The organism is Afipia sp. GAS231, assembly GCF_900103365.1.
Classification (GTDB): Bacteria; Pseudomonadota; Alphaproteobacteria; order Rhizobiales; family Xanthobacteraceae; genus Bradyrhizobium.
The window spans coordinates 824,334-841,815 of sequence record NZ_LT629703.1 but is presented as its reverse complement, the minus strand read 5'-3'; the positions used below and the strand labels follow the sequence as shown (position 1 = coordinate 841,815).

Below are 17,482 nucleotides of genomic sequence, written 5' to 3'. Positions count from 1 at the left end.
TTTACGGCCTCCAGTCTGCCTCGCAAGCCGCGAGAAAGAAATTGACCCGTTCGTGAAGGAACGTCGGCAACTCCTTTCTGAGGTCCTTTAGTTCCTCGCCCATCAGAGATCTCATAAGCATCGGAAGCAGAATGAGATCCATGAACATCTGCGCGGTGGCTACGCTCCGCTTTGCGCTGAAAGGTCCTTTGGGTGAGCGCGCGGCCCTCTGCGTCGCCTCGTTCAAGAGCTGCGAAACGGCCCCAGCCGCGCGGTCGCGCGCCGCGTCGTGAACATTTCGGCTCAACTCGGGAAATCGCCGCGCCTCGGCGATCGTCGCACGCGTGAGGTCCAGCGTGTCCTCGACGAATCGCTCCACGATCTCGATGCCGAGATTGGCGAGCTTTTCCTGGATGGTGCGGCCTGCCGGCGTGAACCCCTCGAAATCGGTCAATCCGTTGATGGTCCGGGCCACCACAGCCACGAACAACGCCTCCTTGCCGGGGAAGTGGGCATAGATGGTCGGCTTACTCGCCGGGGCCAACGCGGAGATATCGTCGATGCTGGCGCTCCGAAAACCTTTTTCGAGGAAGAGTTGCTGGGCAGCATCGAGAATCCGCGCCTGGACGTCGCCGGCCAGGTCCTTGGTCGGTCTGCCGCGTTTCGGGCTTTTGTTCTTTGCCATCACCGTTTCCTAATCACGAGTTTGTGCGCGTCTAGATCCCACTTGACACGCCCGGGAGAGAAATGCAATTAAAAGAAAATATACGGTATAGTTTAATTTATCTTCGACGCAGGCTGGCCTTGATTGCTCGGCCTGCGCCAGCTCATCCGGATAACCGGCTGACCGCCAACATGCGGGTTCGGCCGGCCACCCATCCGGGCAACCCGAGGAGATCGTCGTGACTGTGTGTAGCCCGGATTCGCCAATTGTGGAGCAGGGCCTTCTGCTGCGCGAATTGAATCACCGGATCAATAGCGGGCTCGCCTCGGCGATCAGCCTTGTTGCGGCCGCGGCGGTCCGGGTCGAGGGGGCCGAGGCCAAGCACGCCCTAAGCGACGTGGTCGAACTGTTGCATGGTTATGCCGATGTGCAACAGGCGCTCGTAATGCCCAGGGGCAAGGCGCTGATCGACGCGGCGATATATGTCCGCATGATGGGCTCCGCCCTGCGCCGATCGTTGCTGGACCGGATGAATATCCGGCTTTCAGTCGCAACCGAATCGCTTCCACTCGAACCGGAGCGATGCCGGCGGCTCGGATTGATCGTCCATGGACTGGTAACCGAGGCCGCGAAGCATGCGTGCTTCGAGGCGCGGACCGGAGAAATCAGGGTCAAGCTGACACGAATCGGGGCGGTGGCGAATTGCGTCGTCCTGGACAACGGGTCGCGGCCGGCATGGGGCGCCACGGGACGAGGACTGCGGATCAGCAAGGATCTTGCCAGGGGCCTCGGCGGCCGCGTCGAGCACGGTTCCGGCGATGAATTCACCTCCGTCGTTCTCGCGTTTCCGCTGTCAGAGCGTGAGCGGCCGGCGAACGGTGCGATGGCGAAGCGTCGCATCATACGGTCGCCTCGCCGGCCGAGTGTCCGCCGATCCGATGCAACACGACCGGATCCAATTCCGGCTCGCGGAGCGCAGCCGGTCTCTGCCGGTCCAGCGGCGGATGCGCTGGGCGAGTTGTTGTCACCCGCCAACCGGATGGACTTGCTATGAAACATCATGCTGCGAACCACGCCGAAATCGATCAAGCGGCCCGCAAACGCAAACTGAGGGGTGCCGGTGGCCTGGCGGCCGCGCTTGTCGCAATCGCGCTGAGTGGCTGCGATGACCATGCAGCTACTCCCGTCACGCGCGCTGCGATCGTGCATACGGAGATCGTGCAGCCGCGCGACCGACAAGCCTCCGTCACCCTGACCGGCGAAATCCAGGCCCGGTTTCGCACAGATCTCTCGTTCCGCGTCAGCGGACGTGTGCTCGCGCGCTATGTCGATGTCGGCGCTCACGTCGAGGCCGGCGAAGTGCTGGCTCTGCTCGATCCGGCCGAGCAGCAGGCCGATGTCGATGCCGCGACCACAGCGGTCATAGCCGCAGAATCCCAGTTGCGCGTGGCCAGGGCGACCTTCGAACGGCAAAAGGCGCTGATCGCCAGCGGTTTCACCACGCGGACGGTCTACGATCAGGCGCAGGAAGGATTGCGAACCGCAGAAGGTGCGCTTGAGGCAGCAAAAGCTGCGCTCGGAACGTCGAAAGACGCCCTCGGCCATACCGCGTTGCGCGCCGAAGCGGCCGGCGTGGTCACCACGCGCAATCTCGAAGTCGGTCAGGTCGTTCAGGCCGCGCAGCCGGTTTTCTCGCTGGCGCAGGACGGTGAGCGGGATGCCGTCTTCGACGTCTACGAATCCCTCTTCTTTGGCGATCTCGACGACAGCCGCGTATCGTTGGCGCTTGTGTCCGACGCAGGCGTGACGGCGAACGGGCATGTCAGGGAAGTCTCGCCCGCGATCGATGCGAAGAGCGCGACCATCCGGGTCAAGATTGCGATCCAGGATCCGCCGGCAGCGATGACGCTTGGAAGCGCCGTTGCGGGAACCGTCAAGGCGAAAGCCCAGCAGCAAATCGCATTGCCCTGGAGTGCATTGGCGGCGGCGGGATCGAAGCCCGCGGTTTGGACCGTCGATCCGGCGACCAAAACGGCTGCGCTCAAGCCGGTGACGATCGGCGGTTATGAAGCCCGCGAAGTGCTGATCAAAGCCGGCCTCGAAGCTGGCGAGCGCGTCGTGATCGATGGCGGCAAGCTGCTGAGCGTCGGCCAGGCCGTGACATATGAGGGAGACCGGTCATGAAGAGACGCGCCATAATTGCAGCCGGCACGTTCGCGTCGGCACTAGCACTGGCTGGCTGTCAGCAGGGGGCGAAAGCGCCGGAGCCCGTCCGGCCCGTGCTCTCGATGGTCCTTGAGCCGAGCCGCACGGACGGCATGGTCGCCGTGGGCATTGTCGAGCCGCAGTACAAGACCAATCTCGCGTTCCGCGTCTTGGGACGTCTGACCGGGCGTCCCGTCTCGGTCGGTGACCTCGTCAGCAAGGGGCAAACTGTCGGTGTGATCGATCCCACGGCGCTGGAGCTTGCGGTCCGCTCGGCCAGGGCTGAGCTTACCAAGGCCGAGGCGCAGTTGGCGACCGCAACGGCGACGGAGGAGCGGCAGCGAATCCTCATCACAACCGATGCCACCACCAAACAGACGCTCGACAATGCCGAGCAGGCGCGGGCCGGTGCCGCCGCGTCGGTGGCGCACGCACAGGCGAACTTGATCAAGGCCATCGAGCAACGGGGCTATGCCCAGCTCAAGGCCGATTTCGCCGGCGTCGTCACCGCGGTCGGCGCAGAAGTCGGACAGGTGGTCTCTCCTGGCCAAACTGTCGTGACAGTTGCGAGGCCCGACATCAGGGAGGCGGTGGTCGATATCGGGGAGGATTTCCCGGTGCCGCTTGAAATTGACTTGCCATTCACAGTCGGCTTGCAGTTGCTCCCCGCCGTTCAGGTCGAAGGCAAGGTGCGCGAGATCGCTCCGCAGGCAGACCCCGTGACGCGGCTACGGCGAGTCCGCATCGCCCTGAACAATCCCCCGGAAAGCTTCCGCTTGGGCACGACCGTAACGGCGAAGCTCGACAAAGCGCAACGCCCGACATTGCGCGTCCCCGCCTCAGCGGTGCTCCCCAAGGACGGCGCCAATTTCGTCTGGGTCGTCGATCAGCCTGCGAGCACCGTGTCGCTGCACAAGGTCGATCTCGCCGGAGACCCCAACGGTGCCCGCGTCACCGATGGACTTTATCCCGGCGCGCGCATCGTGACTGCCGGAATCCACAGCCTCAAACAAGGACAACAAGTCCGTATCGAACAGGATCAGAAGCCATGAAGTCGTTCAACCTTTCCGACTGGGCGCTCCGGCATCGTTCGCTCGTCTGGTATTTCATGTTCGCCTTCATGGCGGCCGGCCTCTTCGCCTACCTTCAGCTTGGCCGTCAGGAAGATCCCGACTTCACCATCAAGACCATGGTGATCCAGGCGCAGTGGCCGGGCGCATCGCCCGAAGAGATGACGCGCCAGGTCACCGACAGGATCGAAAAGAAGCTCGAGGAACTCGAATCGCTCGACTATACCAAGAGCGTGACGGTCGCGGGCCAGACCACCGTATTCGTCTATCTGCGAGACACCACAAAGGCTGCCGACGTCAAGCCGACCTGGGTCCGCGTCCGCAACATGATCGCGGATATCAAGGGCGAATTCCCGCAAGGGGTCATCGGGCCGGGCTTCAACGATCGCTTCGGCGACGTATTCGGTAACATCTATGCCTTCACCAGCGACGGGTTGACGCAGCGTCAGCTGCGCGACGAGGTCGAAGCTATCCGCGCCAAGGTATTGACCGTGCCTGATGTCGGCAAGGTCGACATTCTCGGCGCGCAGGACGAAGTGATTTATCTCGAATTCTCCACCCGGAAGATCGCGGCCCTTGGCCTCGACGTCCACTCGATCATGGCCTCCCTGCAGGGACAAAACGCGGTCGCGCCGTCCGGGGTGTTCCAGGAGGGGCTTGAGCGGATCAGCGTGCGGGTGAACGGCCGGTTCACGTCGGAGGCAAGCCTGAACGCGGTCAATCTCCGGATCAACGACCGCTTCTTTCCCCTGACTGACGTCGCGACCATCACGCGCGGTTATGCCGATCCGGCCAAGACCTTGTTCAGGTACAACGGCGAGCCCGCGATCGGGCTTGCCATCGGCATGAAGTCCGGCGCAAACCTGCTTCACTTCGGCGAGGCGCTGAAGGAGGAAATGTCAAAGATCATTGCCGACCTGCCGATCGGCGTCGGCGTTCATCTGGTCGCCGATCAGCCTGTCGTCGTCGAGCATGCCGTCTCGGGATTCACCGAAGCGCTGTTCGAGGCCGTGGTTATTGTTCTCGCCATCAGCTTTCTCAGCTTGGGCATGCGCGCCGGGCTTGTCGTCGCAATTGCGATCCCGCTGGTTCTCGCCATCACCTTCGTGGTGATGGCCTATGCCGGCATTTCATTGCAGAGAATTTCGCTTGGCGCATTGATCATCGCCCTCGGCCTTCTGGTCGATGACGCCATGATTGCCGTCGAAATGATGGTGGCCCGGCTGGAGGTCGGCGATCCCCTCGAAAAGGCGGCGACCCATGTCTATACGTCGACCGCTTTTCCCATGCTGACGGGCACGCTCGTCACCGTCGCGGGCTTCATCCCGATTGGGCTGAACAGCAGCAATGCCGGCGAATTTACCTTCACCCTGTTCGTGGTGATTGCGGTCTCCCTGATCGTGTCGTGGATCGTCGCGGTGCTGTTCACCCCACTGCTCGGCGTCACCATCCTGCCCGCAAAAATGAAGGGCCACCATGGGGAGAAGGGCCGGCTGGCGCAGATGTTCGGCCGCCTGCTGCTGGTCTGCATGCATCGCCGTTGGATCACCGTCGGCGTGACGGTTGCAGCCTTCCTCGTCGCGTTGTTCGGCATGAATTTCGTGCAGCAGCAGTTCTTTCCGTCATCGGACCGCGACGAACTGGTGATCGACTGGAATCTCCCGCAGAACGCTTCGATTACCGACACCAATGCGCAGATGGCGCGATTCGAGCGCGAACAGCTGCAGGGCAATGGCTCGGTGGAGCAATGGTCGTCTTACGTCGGTATTGGCGCGCCGCGTTTCGTGCTGTCATTCGACGTGCAGACGGCCAATACATGGTTTGGCCAGCAAGTGGTTGTGACCAAGGGTGGTATCAAGGCGCGCGACCTGGTGAAGGCGCAATTTGAGGAATATCTGAGGAAGACGTTTCCGGGCACCGACACCTACGTCAAGTTGCTCGAGATCGGTCCGCCGGTGGGACGTCCCGTGCAATACCGCGTCAGCGGACCAGACGTAGCCAAGGTCAGGGATCTCTCGCAGAAACTCGCCGGCATCGTCCGCAGCAACCCCGATCTCGGCAACGTCGTGTTCGACTGGATGGAGCCTTCGCGCGTCGTCAAGGTCGACGTTCTCCAGGACAAGGCGCGCCAGCTCGGCGTGACCTCGGAAGACATCGCCACGACCCTGAATTCGGTGCTCGAGGGCAGCCCGATCACACAGGTTCGCGACAGCATCTATCTGGTCAATGTCACCGGACGCGCCACCAAGGCAGAGCGCGCCTCGATCGACACGCTGCGCGATCTGCAGTTGACCGGGCTCGGCGGGCAGTCGGTGCCGCTCGGCGCCGTGGCCAACCTGCGCTACGAAATCGAACAGCCGACGATCTGGCGCCGCGCACGGATTCCCACGATCACGCTGAAGGCTGGCACCGTCACCAACGTCCAGCCGAAGACAATCATGGATCAGTTGGCGCCGAAGGTGGCGGAGTTCGGCAAAGAACTGCCGGCGGGTTATTCGGTGGCGATCGGCGGCTCCGTCGAGGAGAGCGCCAAGAGCCAGGCGCCGATCGTGGCCGTCGTTCCGCTCATGCTCTTCGTCATGGCCACTGTCTTGATGATTCAGCTGCAGAGCTTCCACCGCCTGTTCCTGGTGTTCGCGGTCGCGCCGCTCGCCGTGATCGGCGTCGTGATGGCTCTGCTGCCGAGCGGCGCACCGCTCGGTTTCGTTGCCATCCTGGGCGTGCTGGCGCTGATCGGCATCCTGGTCCGAAACTCGGTGATCCTGATCGTGCAGATCGAGGATTTGAGGAAGGAGGGACGCCCGGCCTGGGATGCCGTTGTGGAAGCGACCGAGCATCGCATGCGGCCGATCCTGCTGACCGCGGCCGCCGCGAGTCTCGCGCTGATTCCGATCGCGCGTGAGATTTTCTGGGGGCCAATGGCCTACGCGATGATGGGCGGCATCATCGTCGGCACGCTGCTGACGCTGTTGTTCCTGCCGGCACTCTATGTGGCGTGGTTCCGGATCTACCCCGATCACGGCGATGGCCAGCCAATGGCTGAGGTTATGGACTTGACGCAACACGCCCCGTCGTCGGAGCGAGTATCCGCGCAGAACGAGCCGGCGCCGGTTCTCGAGACGCAATTCTAGAAGGAAAACACCATGGCCCGAAACTCACAACACGGGACGATTGTTTCGCGTGCCTCCTGATACGCTGTCGTATTCGGCACACCGCTCAGACCACTGTGATGCGAGCTCACCGCGGCTCCGGAACTGAAGTTGAACCGCAACCGGAAAACATCAGCCCTCCGATAATTATGCAACGGGTCGGATTTCGACCCGGCGATAACGGCGAAACGTCCATCACGGCAAAAACCCGAAGGGCCTCACCCTTTATTGACCGCTCGAACCCCAGGCAAGCGCTGTACCTCGCTAATGAAATTTGCGAGTAGAGGAGAGGTATTGTCTCTGCGCCACGCAAGAGCCAGCGCCAGAGGCATGTCCAAATCGACCACGGGTAAGATGACAATCGTGTCGGGAGACCGCCAGCGTGCGGTTCCAAGCACCCACCCGACGCCCAAACCGGTCGCCACGAGACTGAGGATTGTTGCCTCGTTCAGTCCCTCCTGAATGATGCGGGGAGACTTCAAACCGCCACGGTAACACTCGCGCATCAGGCGGTCGTAGAACGCCGGGCTTGCCCACCTTGGAAACCATACAAACGGTACATCCGTGAGGTCCCGTAGGCGCAGTTTCTTGAGCTTCGTGAGAGGATGTCTTTTGGGGACGGCCAGCTCGATATGCTGTATCGCGACGCGAAGTTGGTCCAATTCCGGATCGGATTTTGGCATGAAATTGACGAACCCGGCATCCAAACGGCCAGATCTTATGGCTTCAAGCTGCACCAAACTCGCCGCTGGCTGAAGTTGCAGTTTCGCATCGGGTTGCCGCTCCCGGAATCGCCGGAAAGAATCCGGAACAACGCCGCGCCAGGATGCATTTTCCGAGAACCCGACACGCAGCGTCCCTGAGAGACCGCGAGCCACCTGGGCGGCGCGCATAGCCGCCTCGTTTACCTCTTGCAGGATGCGTCTGGCATCGCCTCGCCATCAGAGAGCTCGTCGAGGCCTACGCACATTGCGCGGACCGTCGCGACGCGAAAGGTCAGATGTCCCTCTTCACGGCAGATACCCACTTCGTGGTGTATATGAACGCCAAGGATCCGACGCCTTCACAGGAGCTGCACTCGCGCGAGGCGCTCGCTCCGGTGTTTGCCGACCTGAACCAGTACGCCGCAACCATGCACTTCCTTGGACAGACGACGATCCTAACGCTGACCGGCGACCGAGCCACGGGGGAAACTTATTGCATGCCCCACCACCTCTCGATCGACGGTAAGAACCGGCGTTTGATGATTGCCGCTCTCCGCTATGTCGACACCTTCGTGAAGATGGACGGCATCTGGCTGTTCGCAGAGCGTTTGCTCTATGTCGATTGGCTGGAAGAGCGTGCGATGTCATGAATGTTCCGGCAGCGGGCCGGAAAATTGTCATCGTGGACGCGAGCGAACCGCACAGGAACGTGGATCGAAAGTTATGGACGGTGCGTATATTTCCGCATTAGCGGCGCTTGCCGGATCAAGCATAGGCGGGCTCGCAACTTTTGCGACGACGTGGCTTAATCAAAGCTACCAACACAAAATTCAGCGTCACTCAAATGAACGTGCGCGCCGAGAAAGGCTCTTCGGAGATTTCATGCATGAGGCCGCGTCGGCCTATAGCGACGCGATGGTAAACAAGCTTGAGAACTCGACCGGTCTAGTGAACCTTTATTCACTTAAGAGCAGGATGTCACTGTTTTCAGGTGAAGATGTGCTGCAAGAGGCAGATAAGGTTACGACGACACCTCGCCGAACACATGGGCGCATCTTCGCGGAGGGGCTCTAAAATCTGTTACTCGGCAGCGGCCCCGCCCGTCTCGATGCGAATTGGGTCAGTCGTTCTTAAGCAAGACCGGCTCCCAGAAAAAACGCGCCGCTTCAGCTTGCGCGTCACACACCCTAATGCCGACGTCACGCAGGAGATAGGGATCGTTCTTGAGATCCTCCCGCAGCCTTGCCCTGAAACGAGCGCGCTCCGCCCAAATCAGCGGCAGTCGGAAAATGGTGGGAAGACGTAAACCACCCGCCGTGAACAGCGATCGCCTAGGATATCCTGCGAGGAGAGAAGCAAATTGAGACACTGCGTTTCCAATCTTTCCAGATGCAATATCAAGTTCGTTCAAAATACGCGTGCGACGATCGGCGCGCGCGTCGGCGTGGATGTCGGTCGATCGGATCGGCTTTTCACTCGGATCCGAAGCGACGCAATCCGTTGTGTGTCCGTCTGGATAGGCGGGATGTTCAACCGGACCAACGGAACATTTTGCGTGGATTCGTGAGACGGAAAAGTTGGTGTAAAAATCCTAACCCGAAATCTCGGCGGACGCCGTGGTGAGCGCGAAATTAGGTCGGGCCTCACGCCTCCAGTTCTTCATAGTGCTCCACAATCCACCTTGCACGATGGTTTGGCGTGTCCGGACATTCGCGGCCAATTTTTCGTGTCCATCTCGACACGGCTCGCCAGCGCCAGATTGTAGATGAGATCATGGCCGGCCATGCTGTTGGCGAGGAAGCGGTCAAAGGCCTTCACGAGGGCCGGCTTCGGTTCCACGAGTTGGCTGGCACCTCTGGTCAGGCGGACCAGCCCGCGGTCTTGTGCTTCGTTCAGGAGTTTTCGTACGTGGGTGCGCGATACGCCGATGCGGGCGCCGGCATCGGAATAAGAAAGCTCAAGCGGTGCTGTCTCGCCGGTCGGCCCAACCCTCTGCATCAGCTTGAGGAGCGGGATCCCGCGCGATCGGCTCGGAATAGCTGTCCGGAAACATCGCATGCAACGGCACGTAGTTGTAGACCAGCCACTCCCGGTCGAGCGCCATCATCTTGGGTGTGGGCGTCAGAAGGCGCACCCGGCCATCGAGCTCGGAGGGGCGCTCTCCGTCTCGGTCTAACCGCCGGGACGGACTGGGGAATCCTACGTGAAATCGGTACCCCCAATTTCTGATCGGCTCCGCCGCTCCGAAATCAGCGCGGCATGCCGACAGCAATACCAAGCAATCTCAATGCTTTAGATTTTTATATTTCTGAATGGACTCGAATTGGGTCCGACGTTTGCCTGTGGAACTCCCGCAAAAATTAAGCGGCTGCCATTGTGGATCCCGCGCAGCGCTGTAGTGCTTGTCTCATCGCCCAGACCAGACTTGCGCGCCTGCCGGATGGAACTTGATGCACGATACCGATTCTCCTTCGCCCCTGGCCAACGTCAAATATCGCTCCTCGGAGGAGATTCTGGCGCATCCGCGTTTCGTGCCGGCGCGGATCGCTTTCGTCGATGCGGTGCTCGCCCTTTACGAGGGCGATCCGTTTCTGACCCGGCTGCTGCTTGAAGCCGGCCGCTACGTCACCTTCGGCAACATCATGTGCATGCATGCCCGTTACGACGAGGCTGATCGGTCGACCTGGCCGACCTCGGCCCGTCTCAAGGAATCGATGCTTCAATTCGGGGTATCCAGTCCCCGCCGCGTGGAGGCGCTGATCGCCCGCCTCGTGCATAGCGGCTTTCTTGAAATGGTCCCCTCAAAGCAGGACCGCCGCGTGCGTATCCTCACCCCCACCGAGCTAATGATTGACCAGGATCTGGACTGGCTGGCCGCGCATTATCTGCCATTGCATGTCCTGTTCCCCGACGCGGGATACGCGCCGATCATTCAGCGCGATCGGTCGCTTCAAATGGCGCAACGACTGGTCTGCATGGATTTCCTCGGCCACGGCGCCAGCATCCTGGCGAGCAATCCCGGCATCATGCTGTTCCTCGGCCGCGATGCCGGCGTGATGATTCTCATCAAGCTGATCCAGATGACCCACGCCGCGGGGGACGTTTCCGCGATCGGGCTTTCCTACGCCGATATCGGGGCGCGGTTTGGCGTATCGCGGACCCATGTGCGCGAGGTTTTGCTCGAGGCCGAACGCGCCGGCTTCGTCCTGCTGTCCGGCCATGGCGGGCAATTGGTGCAACTGACGCCTGCCGTGATGCAGGTCTTCGACCGTTTCACCGCCGACAGCATGTCCGGGCACGATCTGATGTTTCAGATCGCATTGAAGAAACTGGCGGGCAATTCAGCCTCGACACGATAAATCGCCAGCGCATTTTCCTGTGAACTTGAATCATCGCGCCTCTCCTGTGGCATCAGGGTTCTCAAGGCGATGCGAAGCATCGTCCGGGGACGCACCATAAGGCTCTTACGCTTGGGTCGGAGCGGCGCGAATTCCCGATCTGGAACGATGGCGCCCGTGCACTTTCAAGTTGTGCCCATATTGTCGGCTGCCACGAGCGATTCTGTTGCTCTGCAGGTACACCCGCAAACCTTTGGCGATCCACGCAATTTGTTTCACCCCCTGAGGACTGTACGCTTCTCGAATTTCCGCTTTTAGTCTGTCGTTCAGTGGGTGGGGGTTTTGGCGTGGTGTGGAAGCGGTTCGGGCTTATTGCGGCCGTCGGCGTGCGGTCGCGCCTCCTTATTCTTTGGCTGGCGATCACGCTGGCCGGAACCATCGCCCTGTCGAATCCGGCCCTTGCGGCCAGTTTCACGGTAACGAACACCAACGACAGCGGCCCCGGCTCGCTACGGGACGCCATCACGCAGGCAAATGCCGCCGGTGGCACCAAATGGTAGATGTCAAACCGCGACCCGTGGCTGTCCTTCGCGATCCGAACTGCCGGACTATGCCGAATCGCGTGTCTTCGCGGTTCACCGGCCTCGCGCTGGCAACGATACTGTCGCTCGGCGCGTTGGCAGTTTTGCCGACGGCGGCAATGGCCGCCGGGGGCGTTGGCGGCGGCGGAGCTCTCAACGCTCCCGGCGGCCAGGGCGGAACAGGGCCAGCCGATGGCGGTAACGCCGGGAACGGCGCTCCCGGGACACCAGCATCCGGGCCGAACAACGCCACTGCCGGCGGCGGCGGCGGCGCCGGCGGCGGCAATGGCGGAGATGGGGGATCTACTGCCTTCGGCGCGGGTGGCACAGGCGGCGCCGGCGGTGTGACTGCCGGGAGTAATGGCAGCGCCGGCGGCGATGCCGCCAATACTAACGCAGCCGGCGGCGGCGGCGGCGGCGGCGCCCACGGCTTCACGGGAACGTCGATCAACAACAGTACAACGCTTACCGGTGGAACGGGGGGGCAGGGCGGCAACCCCAACCCCTCTGCGTCAGCCGGCGGCGGCGGCGGCGGCGAAGGCGGTTATGGCGCTTTCATCACGTCAAATTCTGTCAACACCAATAGCAGCACGATACAGGGTGGTAATGGAGGCGCTGGCGGTAATGCCGCCGGTTTCGGCGGAGGCAATGGAGGCGGCGGCAATGGTGGTATCGGCGCGTTTTTCGGCGCGTCAGGGACAACGCTGACCAATAGCGGAACCATTCAGGGCGGTATTGGCGGGGCTTCCGGGACCGGCGGGGGCGTTGGGTCCGTGAACGGTCCGGCAGGCGCCGGTGGCGCCGGCGTCGCCGGCTCCGGCCTGACCATCACCGTCACCAGCAGCGGCACCATCCAGGGCGGCGCCGGGGGGCTTGCTTCCCTCCCTCCCCCAGGCGGCGTAGGCTCCCAGAACGGGGCGGGCGGCGCCGGCATCTCCGGCTCCAATCTGGCTGTCACGTTGAGCGGCGCCGTCAACGGAGGCCTTGCCGGCGACGGCGTGACTCAGGCCAACGCCCTAAACTTTACAGGCGGCGCCAATACCCTGACGCTGCAGACGGGATGGAGCCTCGGCGGCAATATCGGCGTCACGGGCTCGGTCGATTTCGTGCAGCCGACCAATGTAACGCTCGCCAACACCATTACCGGCCCGGGGTCGGTGGCGAAGCATGGCGCGGGCACCCTGACGCTCACCGGCACCAACACCTACACGGGCGGCACCGTCTTCGGCGGCGGCACCATTGCCGTCTCGTCGAACGCCAACCTTGGCGCAGCTACCGGCGGTCTAACCTTCACCGGTGGCACCCTGGAGGCAACTGCCGGCTTCTCGTCAGCCCGGGCCGTCGGGCTTGGCACCGGCGGCGGTACGATTCAGGTCGACACCGGCACGCTGGCGCTGTCGGGCGGCATCACCGACAGCGGCGTCACGCCTGGAGGCCTGACCAAGATCGGGACCGGAACGCTCGCGCTGTCGGGTACCAACACCTACAGTGGCACCACGACGATCAGCACCGGCACGTTGCTGGGAGGGGCCGCGAACGCGTTCTCCGCCAACAGCACCCACGCGGTCAACACCGGCGCCACGCTCGATCTCGGTGGTTTCAACCAGTCGATCGGCGCGCTCGCCGGTTCTGGAACGGTGACCAACGGCAGCGGTGGGGCGGTAACCCTGACCACCGGCGGCAACAACGCCTCCACAACATTTTCCGGGGTGATTCAAGATGGCAGCGGCACGACCGCTCTGGTCAAGACTGGATCGGGCACCCTCACGCTGACGGGCGCCAACACCTACACGGGCGGTACCACTTTCGGCGGAGGCACGATTGCCGCCTCGTCGAACGCCAACCTTGGCGCGGCTACCGGCGGTCTTACCTTTACCGGCGGCATCCTGGAGACAACCGCCGGCTTCTCGTCAGCCCGGGCCGTCGGGCTTGGCACCGGCGGCGGCACGATTCAGGTCGACACCGGCACGCTCGCGCTGTTGGGCGGCATCACCGACAGTGGTGGCACCCCTGGGGGCCTGACCAAGACCGGGACCGGAACGCTCGCGCTATCTGGAAACAACACTTACAGCGGCACCACGACGATCAACGCCGGCACGCTGCTGGGAGGGGCCGCGAACGCGTTCTCCGCCAACAGCACCCACGCGGTCAACACCGGCGCCACGCTCGATCTCGGTGGTTTCAACCAGTCCATCGGCGCGCTCGCCGGTTCTGGCACGATGACCAACGGCGGCGGGGTGGCGGTTGCCCTGACCACCGGCGGCAACAACGCCTCCACGACATTTTCCGGAGTCATTCAGGATGGCAGCGGCACGACCGCTCTGGTCAAGACCGGATCCGGCACGTTTACGCTGTCGGGCGCCAATACCTACAGCGGCACCACGACCATCAACGCTGGAACGTTAGCGGCCGGCGCAAACAATGCGTTTTCCGCCACCAGCGCCACCAAGATCAATACCGGCGGCATCCTCGATCTCGGCACCTTCGCCCAAACCATCAACTCGGTATCGCTGGCCGGCGGCACCTTGCGGAACGGCGCGCTGACGGGTGCGGTGACCTCAACCGGCGGCAGCGTCAACGGCATCGCCGGGACCGCCAACTTTACCGCCAATGGCGGCACCACGACGCTGACGGGCAGCAACGGTTATAGCGGCACGACTGTTGTCAACAACGGCGCGACCTGGCTTGGCGGTGCGGCCAACAGTTTCAGCGCCGCCAGCGCCACCACGGTCAGTAGCGGCGGCACGCTCCAGCTTGGCGGGTTCAACCAGTCGATCGGCTCGCTGGCCGGTTCTGGAACGGTGACCAACAGCAGCGGGGCGGCAACCCTGACCACCGGCGCCGACAACACCTCCACGACATTTTCCGGGGTGATTCAGAATGGCGGCGGCACCACCGCTCTGGTCAAGACCGGAACCGGCACCTTCACGCTGTCGGGAAGCAACACTTACAGCGGCACCACGACGATCAACGCCGGCACGCTGCTGGCGGGGGCAACGAACACGTTCTCCGCCACCAGCGCCACCACCATCAATACCGGCAGCACCCTCGACCTCGGCACCTTCGCCGAAACCATCAACGCAGTCACTTTGTCGGGCGGCACGCTGCGGAACGGCACGCTGACGGGCGCGGTGACCTCGACCGGCGGCAGCGTCAACGGCATCGCGGGGAGCGCCAGCTTTGTCGCCAATGGCGGCACCACCACGCTGACGGGTACCAATAGTTATAGCGGCACGACCACGATCAACAATGGCGCGACCTGGCTTGGCGGTGCGGCTAACAGCTTCAGCGCCACCAGCGCGGTCACGCTGGCGACCGGGGGCATCCTCAACGCCGGCGGCTTCAACCAGACCATTGCCTCGCTTGCCGGCAGCGGCAACGTATCGCTCGGCGCCGCGACCCTCACCGCCGGGGGCAACAACAGCTCAACGACATTTTCAGGCGTCATGAGCGGCAGTGGCGGCGGTTTCACCAAGACCGGCTCCGGCACCTTCACCCTGACCAATGCCAACACCTATACAGGTCTGACGACCGTCTCGGCCGGGACGCTGGCGCTCAACACCGGCGCGGGCCTTGCGGGTGGCGTTGTCAACAACGCGACCTTCACCAGCGCGGGAACGGTGTCGGGTGGTCTCACCAACAACGCGACCGTCAATGCCAACGGCGGCGCGATCAATGGCGCGGTCGCCAACAACGCCAACGGCCAGTTCAATGTCGGCGGCACGGTAACGGGCAATAGCACCTTCGCCAACGCCAATGGCGCCACCATCGCGATCGGCGCTTCCGGCGCCTACACCTTGCAGGGGATGCTCACCAACGGCGGCGTCGTGACGGTCGCAAGCGGCGGTACGCTGAATGCCACCGCCGGCGGCATCGCCAACAACGCCGGCGGCAGCATCACCAACAACGGCACCGTCCACGACGATCTCAACAATGCCGGGTCCGTCATCAACAACAGCATTTATGTCGCCAATGTCGCCAGCAACACGGGAACGCTGACCAACAACATGACCTGGACCGGCACGATCGCCAATTCCGGATCGTTCACCAACGCGACCGGCGCCACGGTCTCGGGGATGCTCACCAACAGCGCCGGGACCACGACGAACAACGGCGCGCTGAATGGCGGCGCGACCCTCACCGGCGGCATGCTGACCGGCACGGGATCGGTCGCGGGATTGAACGTCACCGGCGGCACCTTCGCCCCCGGCAACGGCACGCCGGGGTCATCGATGATGATCGCCGGCAGTCTCGCCTTCCAGTCTGGCGCGCTCTATCTGGTGCAGGTCAACCAATCAACCTCGACGTTTTCCAGTGTGACCGGCACCGCGACGCTGGCGGGTACCGTCGGGGTTCAGTTGTCCACCCGTCTGTTGGCCACCACGACCTATACCATCCTGGCCTCCTCGGCCCGGACCGGAACGTTTCAGTCCGTTATCCTCAGCAGCGGCGGCCTCGCCTCCAACCCGCGGCTGAGCTATGTCGGTGGCGATGTGCTGCTGACGCTGGGTCCGGGGCTGCTGACGCCGTTGCTCGTTTCCCCCAATGCCAATCAGCAAAAGGTTGCGGCGGCGATCGACAACGCGGTGCTTGCCGGCGGCGCGCTGCCTACCGGCTTTAATGCGCTGTTCGCACTGACCGGCGGCAACCTCAATGCCGCGCTCACGCAAGCTTCCGGCGAAACGGCTGTTGGTTCGCAGCAGACCACGTTCAATGCGATGAACCAGTTCATGGGCTTGTTGCTCGATCCGTTCATCGACGGCCGCGGCGATGCTCCGGCACCGGCGCCGGGTGCTACGCCCTACGCGGAAGACGGCGATGCCAGCGCCTACGCGGCCGATGGCAAGCGGCGCAGTAAGAACGAGCGTGCCGCCTATGCCGCGATCTATCGCAAGGCCCCGATGAAGAACACCGTTTACGATCCGCACTGGAGCGTGTGGGCGGCGGGCTTCGGCGGCTCGCAGACCACCGATGGCAACGGTCCGCTGGGATCGAACACCGCCACCAGCCGGGTGTTCGGAACCGCCGTGGGCGCAGACTATCTGTTGTCGCCGCGCACCATCCTGGGCTTTGCGCTGGCTGGCGGCGGCACCAATTTCAGTGTCGCCAATGGCGGTACCGGACGCTCCGACCTGTTCCAGGCCGGTGCGTTCGTCAAGCACACTGTGGGTGCAGCCTACATCTCCGGCGCGCTGGCCTACGGTTGGCAGGACATCACCACCAACCGTACGGTGACCATCGCAGGAATCGATCAGTTGCAGGCACACTTCAACGCCAATGCCTGGTCGGGCCGTGTCGAGGGCGGCTATCGCTTCGTCGCGCCATGGATCGGCGGTATCGGCATCACCCCCTACGCGGCCGGTCAGTTTACCACCTTCGATCTGCCGGCCTATGCGGAGTCTGTTCTCACCGGCGCCAACACCTTCGCGCTGGCCTATGGCGCCAGGAACGTTACCGATGCCCGCAGCGAGCTTGGCATCCGCACCGACAAATCCTATGCGATGCAGAACGCCGTCCTTACCCTGCGCGGCCGCGCCGCCTGGGCGCACGACTTCAATCCGGACCGCGCGGTCGGCGCCACCTTCCAGACGCTGCCCGGCGCGAGCTTTGTCGTCAACGGCGCCCGGCAGGCCAGCGACTCCGCGCTGACCACTGCATCGGCCGAAATGAAATGGCTGAACGGCTGGTCCGCCGCAGCAACCTTCGAAGGCGAGTTCTCCAACGTGACGCGCTCCTACGCCGGCAAGGGCGCGCTGCGCTACGCCTGGTGACGCCCGCTTCTGGAGCCGCGG

13 protein-coding genes are annotated in these 17,482 nt (G+C 63.1%); 9 read left to right on the top strand and 4 right to left on the bottom strand.

Annotation, left to right across the window (positions count from 1 at the left end; genetic code table 11):
* Position 1: 1 nt before the first annotated feature.
* The gene (locus BLS26_RS03945) at positions 2-664 is read right to left on the bottom strand and encodes a TetR/AcrR family transcriptional regulator (protein ID WP_092508624.1); all 663 of its coding nucleotides are present in this window, start codon (positions 662-664) and stop codon (positions 2-4) included.
* A 217-nt stretch (positions 665-881) separates the two neighbouring features.
* Between BLS26_RS03945 and BLS26_RS03940 the strand changes: the two genes are divergently transcribed.
* The 4 genes from BLS26_RS03940 to BLS26_RS03925 are packed head-to-tail and all read left to right on the top strand — an operon-like array spanning position 882 to position 7,049.
* The gene (locus BLS26_RS03940; protein WP_244541830.1) at positions 882-1,697 is read left to right on the top strand and encodes a sensor histidine kinase; all 816 of its coding nucleotides are present in this window, start codon (positions 882-884) and stop codon (positions 1,695-1,697) included.
* Positions 1,694-2,827, top strand: coding sequence for an efflux RND transporter periplasmic adaptor subunit (locus BLS26_RS03935; RefSeq protein ID WP_092508620.1), 1,134 nt, complete (start codon positions 1,694-1,696; stop codon positions 2,825-2,827). The genes BLS26_RS03940 and BLS26_RS03935 overlap by 4 nt, the downstream gene beginning before the upstream one ends.
* Entirely contained in the window at positions 2,824-3,900 is a 1,077-nt protein-coding gene (locus tag BLS26_RS03930; protein ID WP_092508618.1) for an efflux RND transporter periplasmic adaptor subunit, read from the top strand. Before BLS26_RS03935 ends, BLS26_RS03930 begins: the two co-directional genes overlap by 4 nt.
* Positions 3,897-7,049 carry an efflux RND transporter permease subunit gene (locus BLS26_RS03925; protein ID WP_092508616.1) on the top strand — a complete coding sequence of 1,051 codons (3,153 nt, stop codon included), beginning with the start codon at positions 3,897-3,899 and terminating at the stop codon, positions 7,047-7,049. Before BLS26_RS03930 ends, BLS26_RS03925 begins: the two co-directional genes overlap by 4 nt.
* A 236-nt stretch (positions 7,050-7,285) precedes the next feature.
* Here BLS26_RS03925 and BLS26_RS03920 read toward each other — a convergent pair whose 3' ends face one another.
* Positions 7,286-7,960, bottom strand: coding sequence for a LysR family substrate-binding domain-containing protein (locus BLS26_RS03920; protein WP_092508614.1), 675 nt, complete (start codon positions 7,958-7,960; stop codon positions 7,286-7,288).
* 47 nt (positions 7,961-8,007) lie between these two features.
* Between BLS26_RS03920 and BLS26_RS03915 the strand changes: the two genes are divergently transcribed.
* Both BLS26_RS03915 and BLS26_RS35505 read left to right on the top strand, forming a co-directional pair.
* Positions 8,008-8,421, top strand: a complete 414-nt coding sequence (locus BLS26_RS03915; protein WP_092508612.1) for a nuclear transport factor 2 family protein — start codon at positions 8,008-8,010, stop codon at positions 8,419-8,421.
* A gap of 73 nt (positions 8,422-8,494) precedes the next feature.
* On the top strand, positions 8,495-8,845 hold the full coding sequence (locus tag BLS26_RS35505; RefSeq protein ID WP_157676284.1) for a hypothetical protein: 351 nt from the start codon (positions 8,495-8,497) through the stop codon (positions 8,843-8,845).
* Positions 8,846-8,891: 46 nt separating this feature from the next.
* On the opposite strand, the gene BLS26_RS35500 is transcribed toward BLS26_RS35505, so the two are convergent.
* Together BLS26_RS35500 and BLS26_RS03900 are read right to left on the bottom strand one after the other, a co-directional pair.
* Positions 8,892-9,182 (bottom strand): DUF1127 domain-containing protein, encoded by a 291-nt coding sequence (locus BLS26_RS35500; protein ID WP_157676283.1) that lies wholly within the window; start codon positions 9,180-9,182, stop codon positions 8,892-8,894.
* A gap of 248 nt (positions 9,183-9,430) precedes the next feature.
* Positions 9,431-9,769, bottom strand: a complete 339-nt coding sequence (locus BLS26_RS03900) for a hypothetical protein (protein WP_092508606.1) — start codon at positions 9,767-9,769, stop codon at positions 9,431-9,433.
* A 452-nt stretch (positions 9,770-10,221) separates the two neighbouring features.
* Here BLS26_RS03900 and BLS26_RS03895 point away from each other — a divergent pair, with 452 nt between their 5' ends.
* The 3 genes from BLS26_RS03895 to BLS26_RS03880 all read left to right on the top strand — a co-directional run bounded on the left by BLS26_RS03895 (position 10,222) and on the right by BLS26_RS03880 (position 17,461).
* The gene (locus BLS26_RS03895; protein ID WP_092508604.1) at positions 10,222-11,130 is read left to right on the top strand and encodes a hypothetical protein; all 909 of its coding nucleotides are present in this window, start codon (positions 10,222-10,224) and stop codon (positions 11,128-11,130) included.
* A gap of 326 nt (positions 11,131-11,456) precedes the next feature.
* A complete protein-coding gene (locus BLS26_RS03890) occupies positions 11,457-11,669 on the top strand; it encodes a hypothetical protein (protein WP_092508602.1) in 213 nt (70 codons plus the stop codon).
* Between the two features lie 62 nt (positions 11,670-11,731).
* Complete coding sequence (locus tag BLS26_RS03880) at positions 11,732-17,461, top strand: autotransporter-associated beta strand repeat-containing protein (protein WP_157676282.1); 5,730 nt, start codon at positions 11,732-11,734, stop codon at positions 17,459-17,461.
* Positions 17,462-17,482 lie beyond the last annotated feature (21 nt).

Bases quoted from the DNA above. Each gene is read 5' to 3' on its own strand.
- BLS26_RS03945 (WP_092508624.1), bottom strand. From the start codon at position 664: ATGGCAAAGAACAAAAGCCCGAAACGCGGCAGACCGACCAAGGACCTG.
- BLS26_RS03935 (WP_092508620.1), top strand. From the start codon at position 1,694: ATGAAACATCATGCTGCGAACCACGCCGAAATCGATCAAGCGGCCCGC.
- BLS26_RS03930 (WP_092508618.1), top strand. From the start codon at position 2,824: ATGAAGAGACGCGCCATAATTGCAGCCGGCACGTTCGCGTCGGCACTA.
- BLS26_RS03925 (WP_092508616.1), top strand. From the start codon at position 3,897: ATGAAGTCGTTCAACCTTTCCGACTGGGCGCTCCGGCATCGTTCGCTC.
- BLS26_RS03920 (WP_092508614.1), bottom strand. From the start codon at position 7,960: ATGCGCGCCGCCCAGGTGGCTCGCGGTCTCTCAGGGACGCTGCGTGTC.
- BLS26_RS35505 (WP_157676284.1), top strand. From the start codon at position 8,495: ATGGACGGTGCGTATATTTCCGCATTAGCGGCGCTTGCCGGATCAAGC.
- BLS26_RS03900 (WP_092508606.1), bottom strand. From the start codon at position 9,769: ATGCAGAGGGTTGGGCCGACCGGCGAGACAGCACCGCTTGAGCTTTCT.
- BLS26_RS03895 (WP_092508604.1), top strand. From the start codon at position 10,222: ATGCACGATACCGATTCTCCTTCGCCCCTGGCCAACGTCAAATATCGC.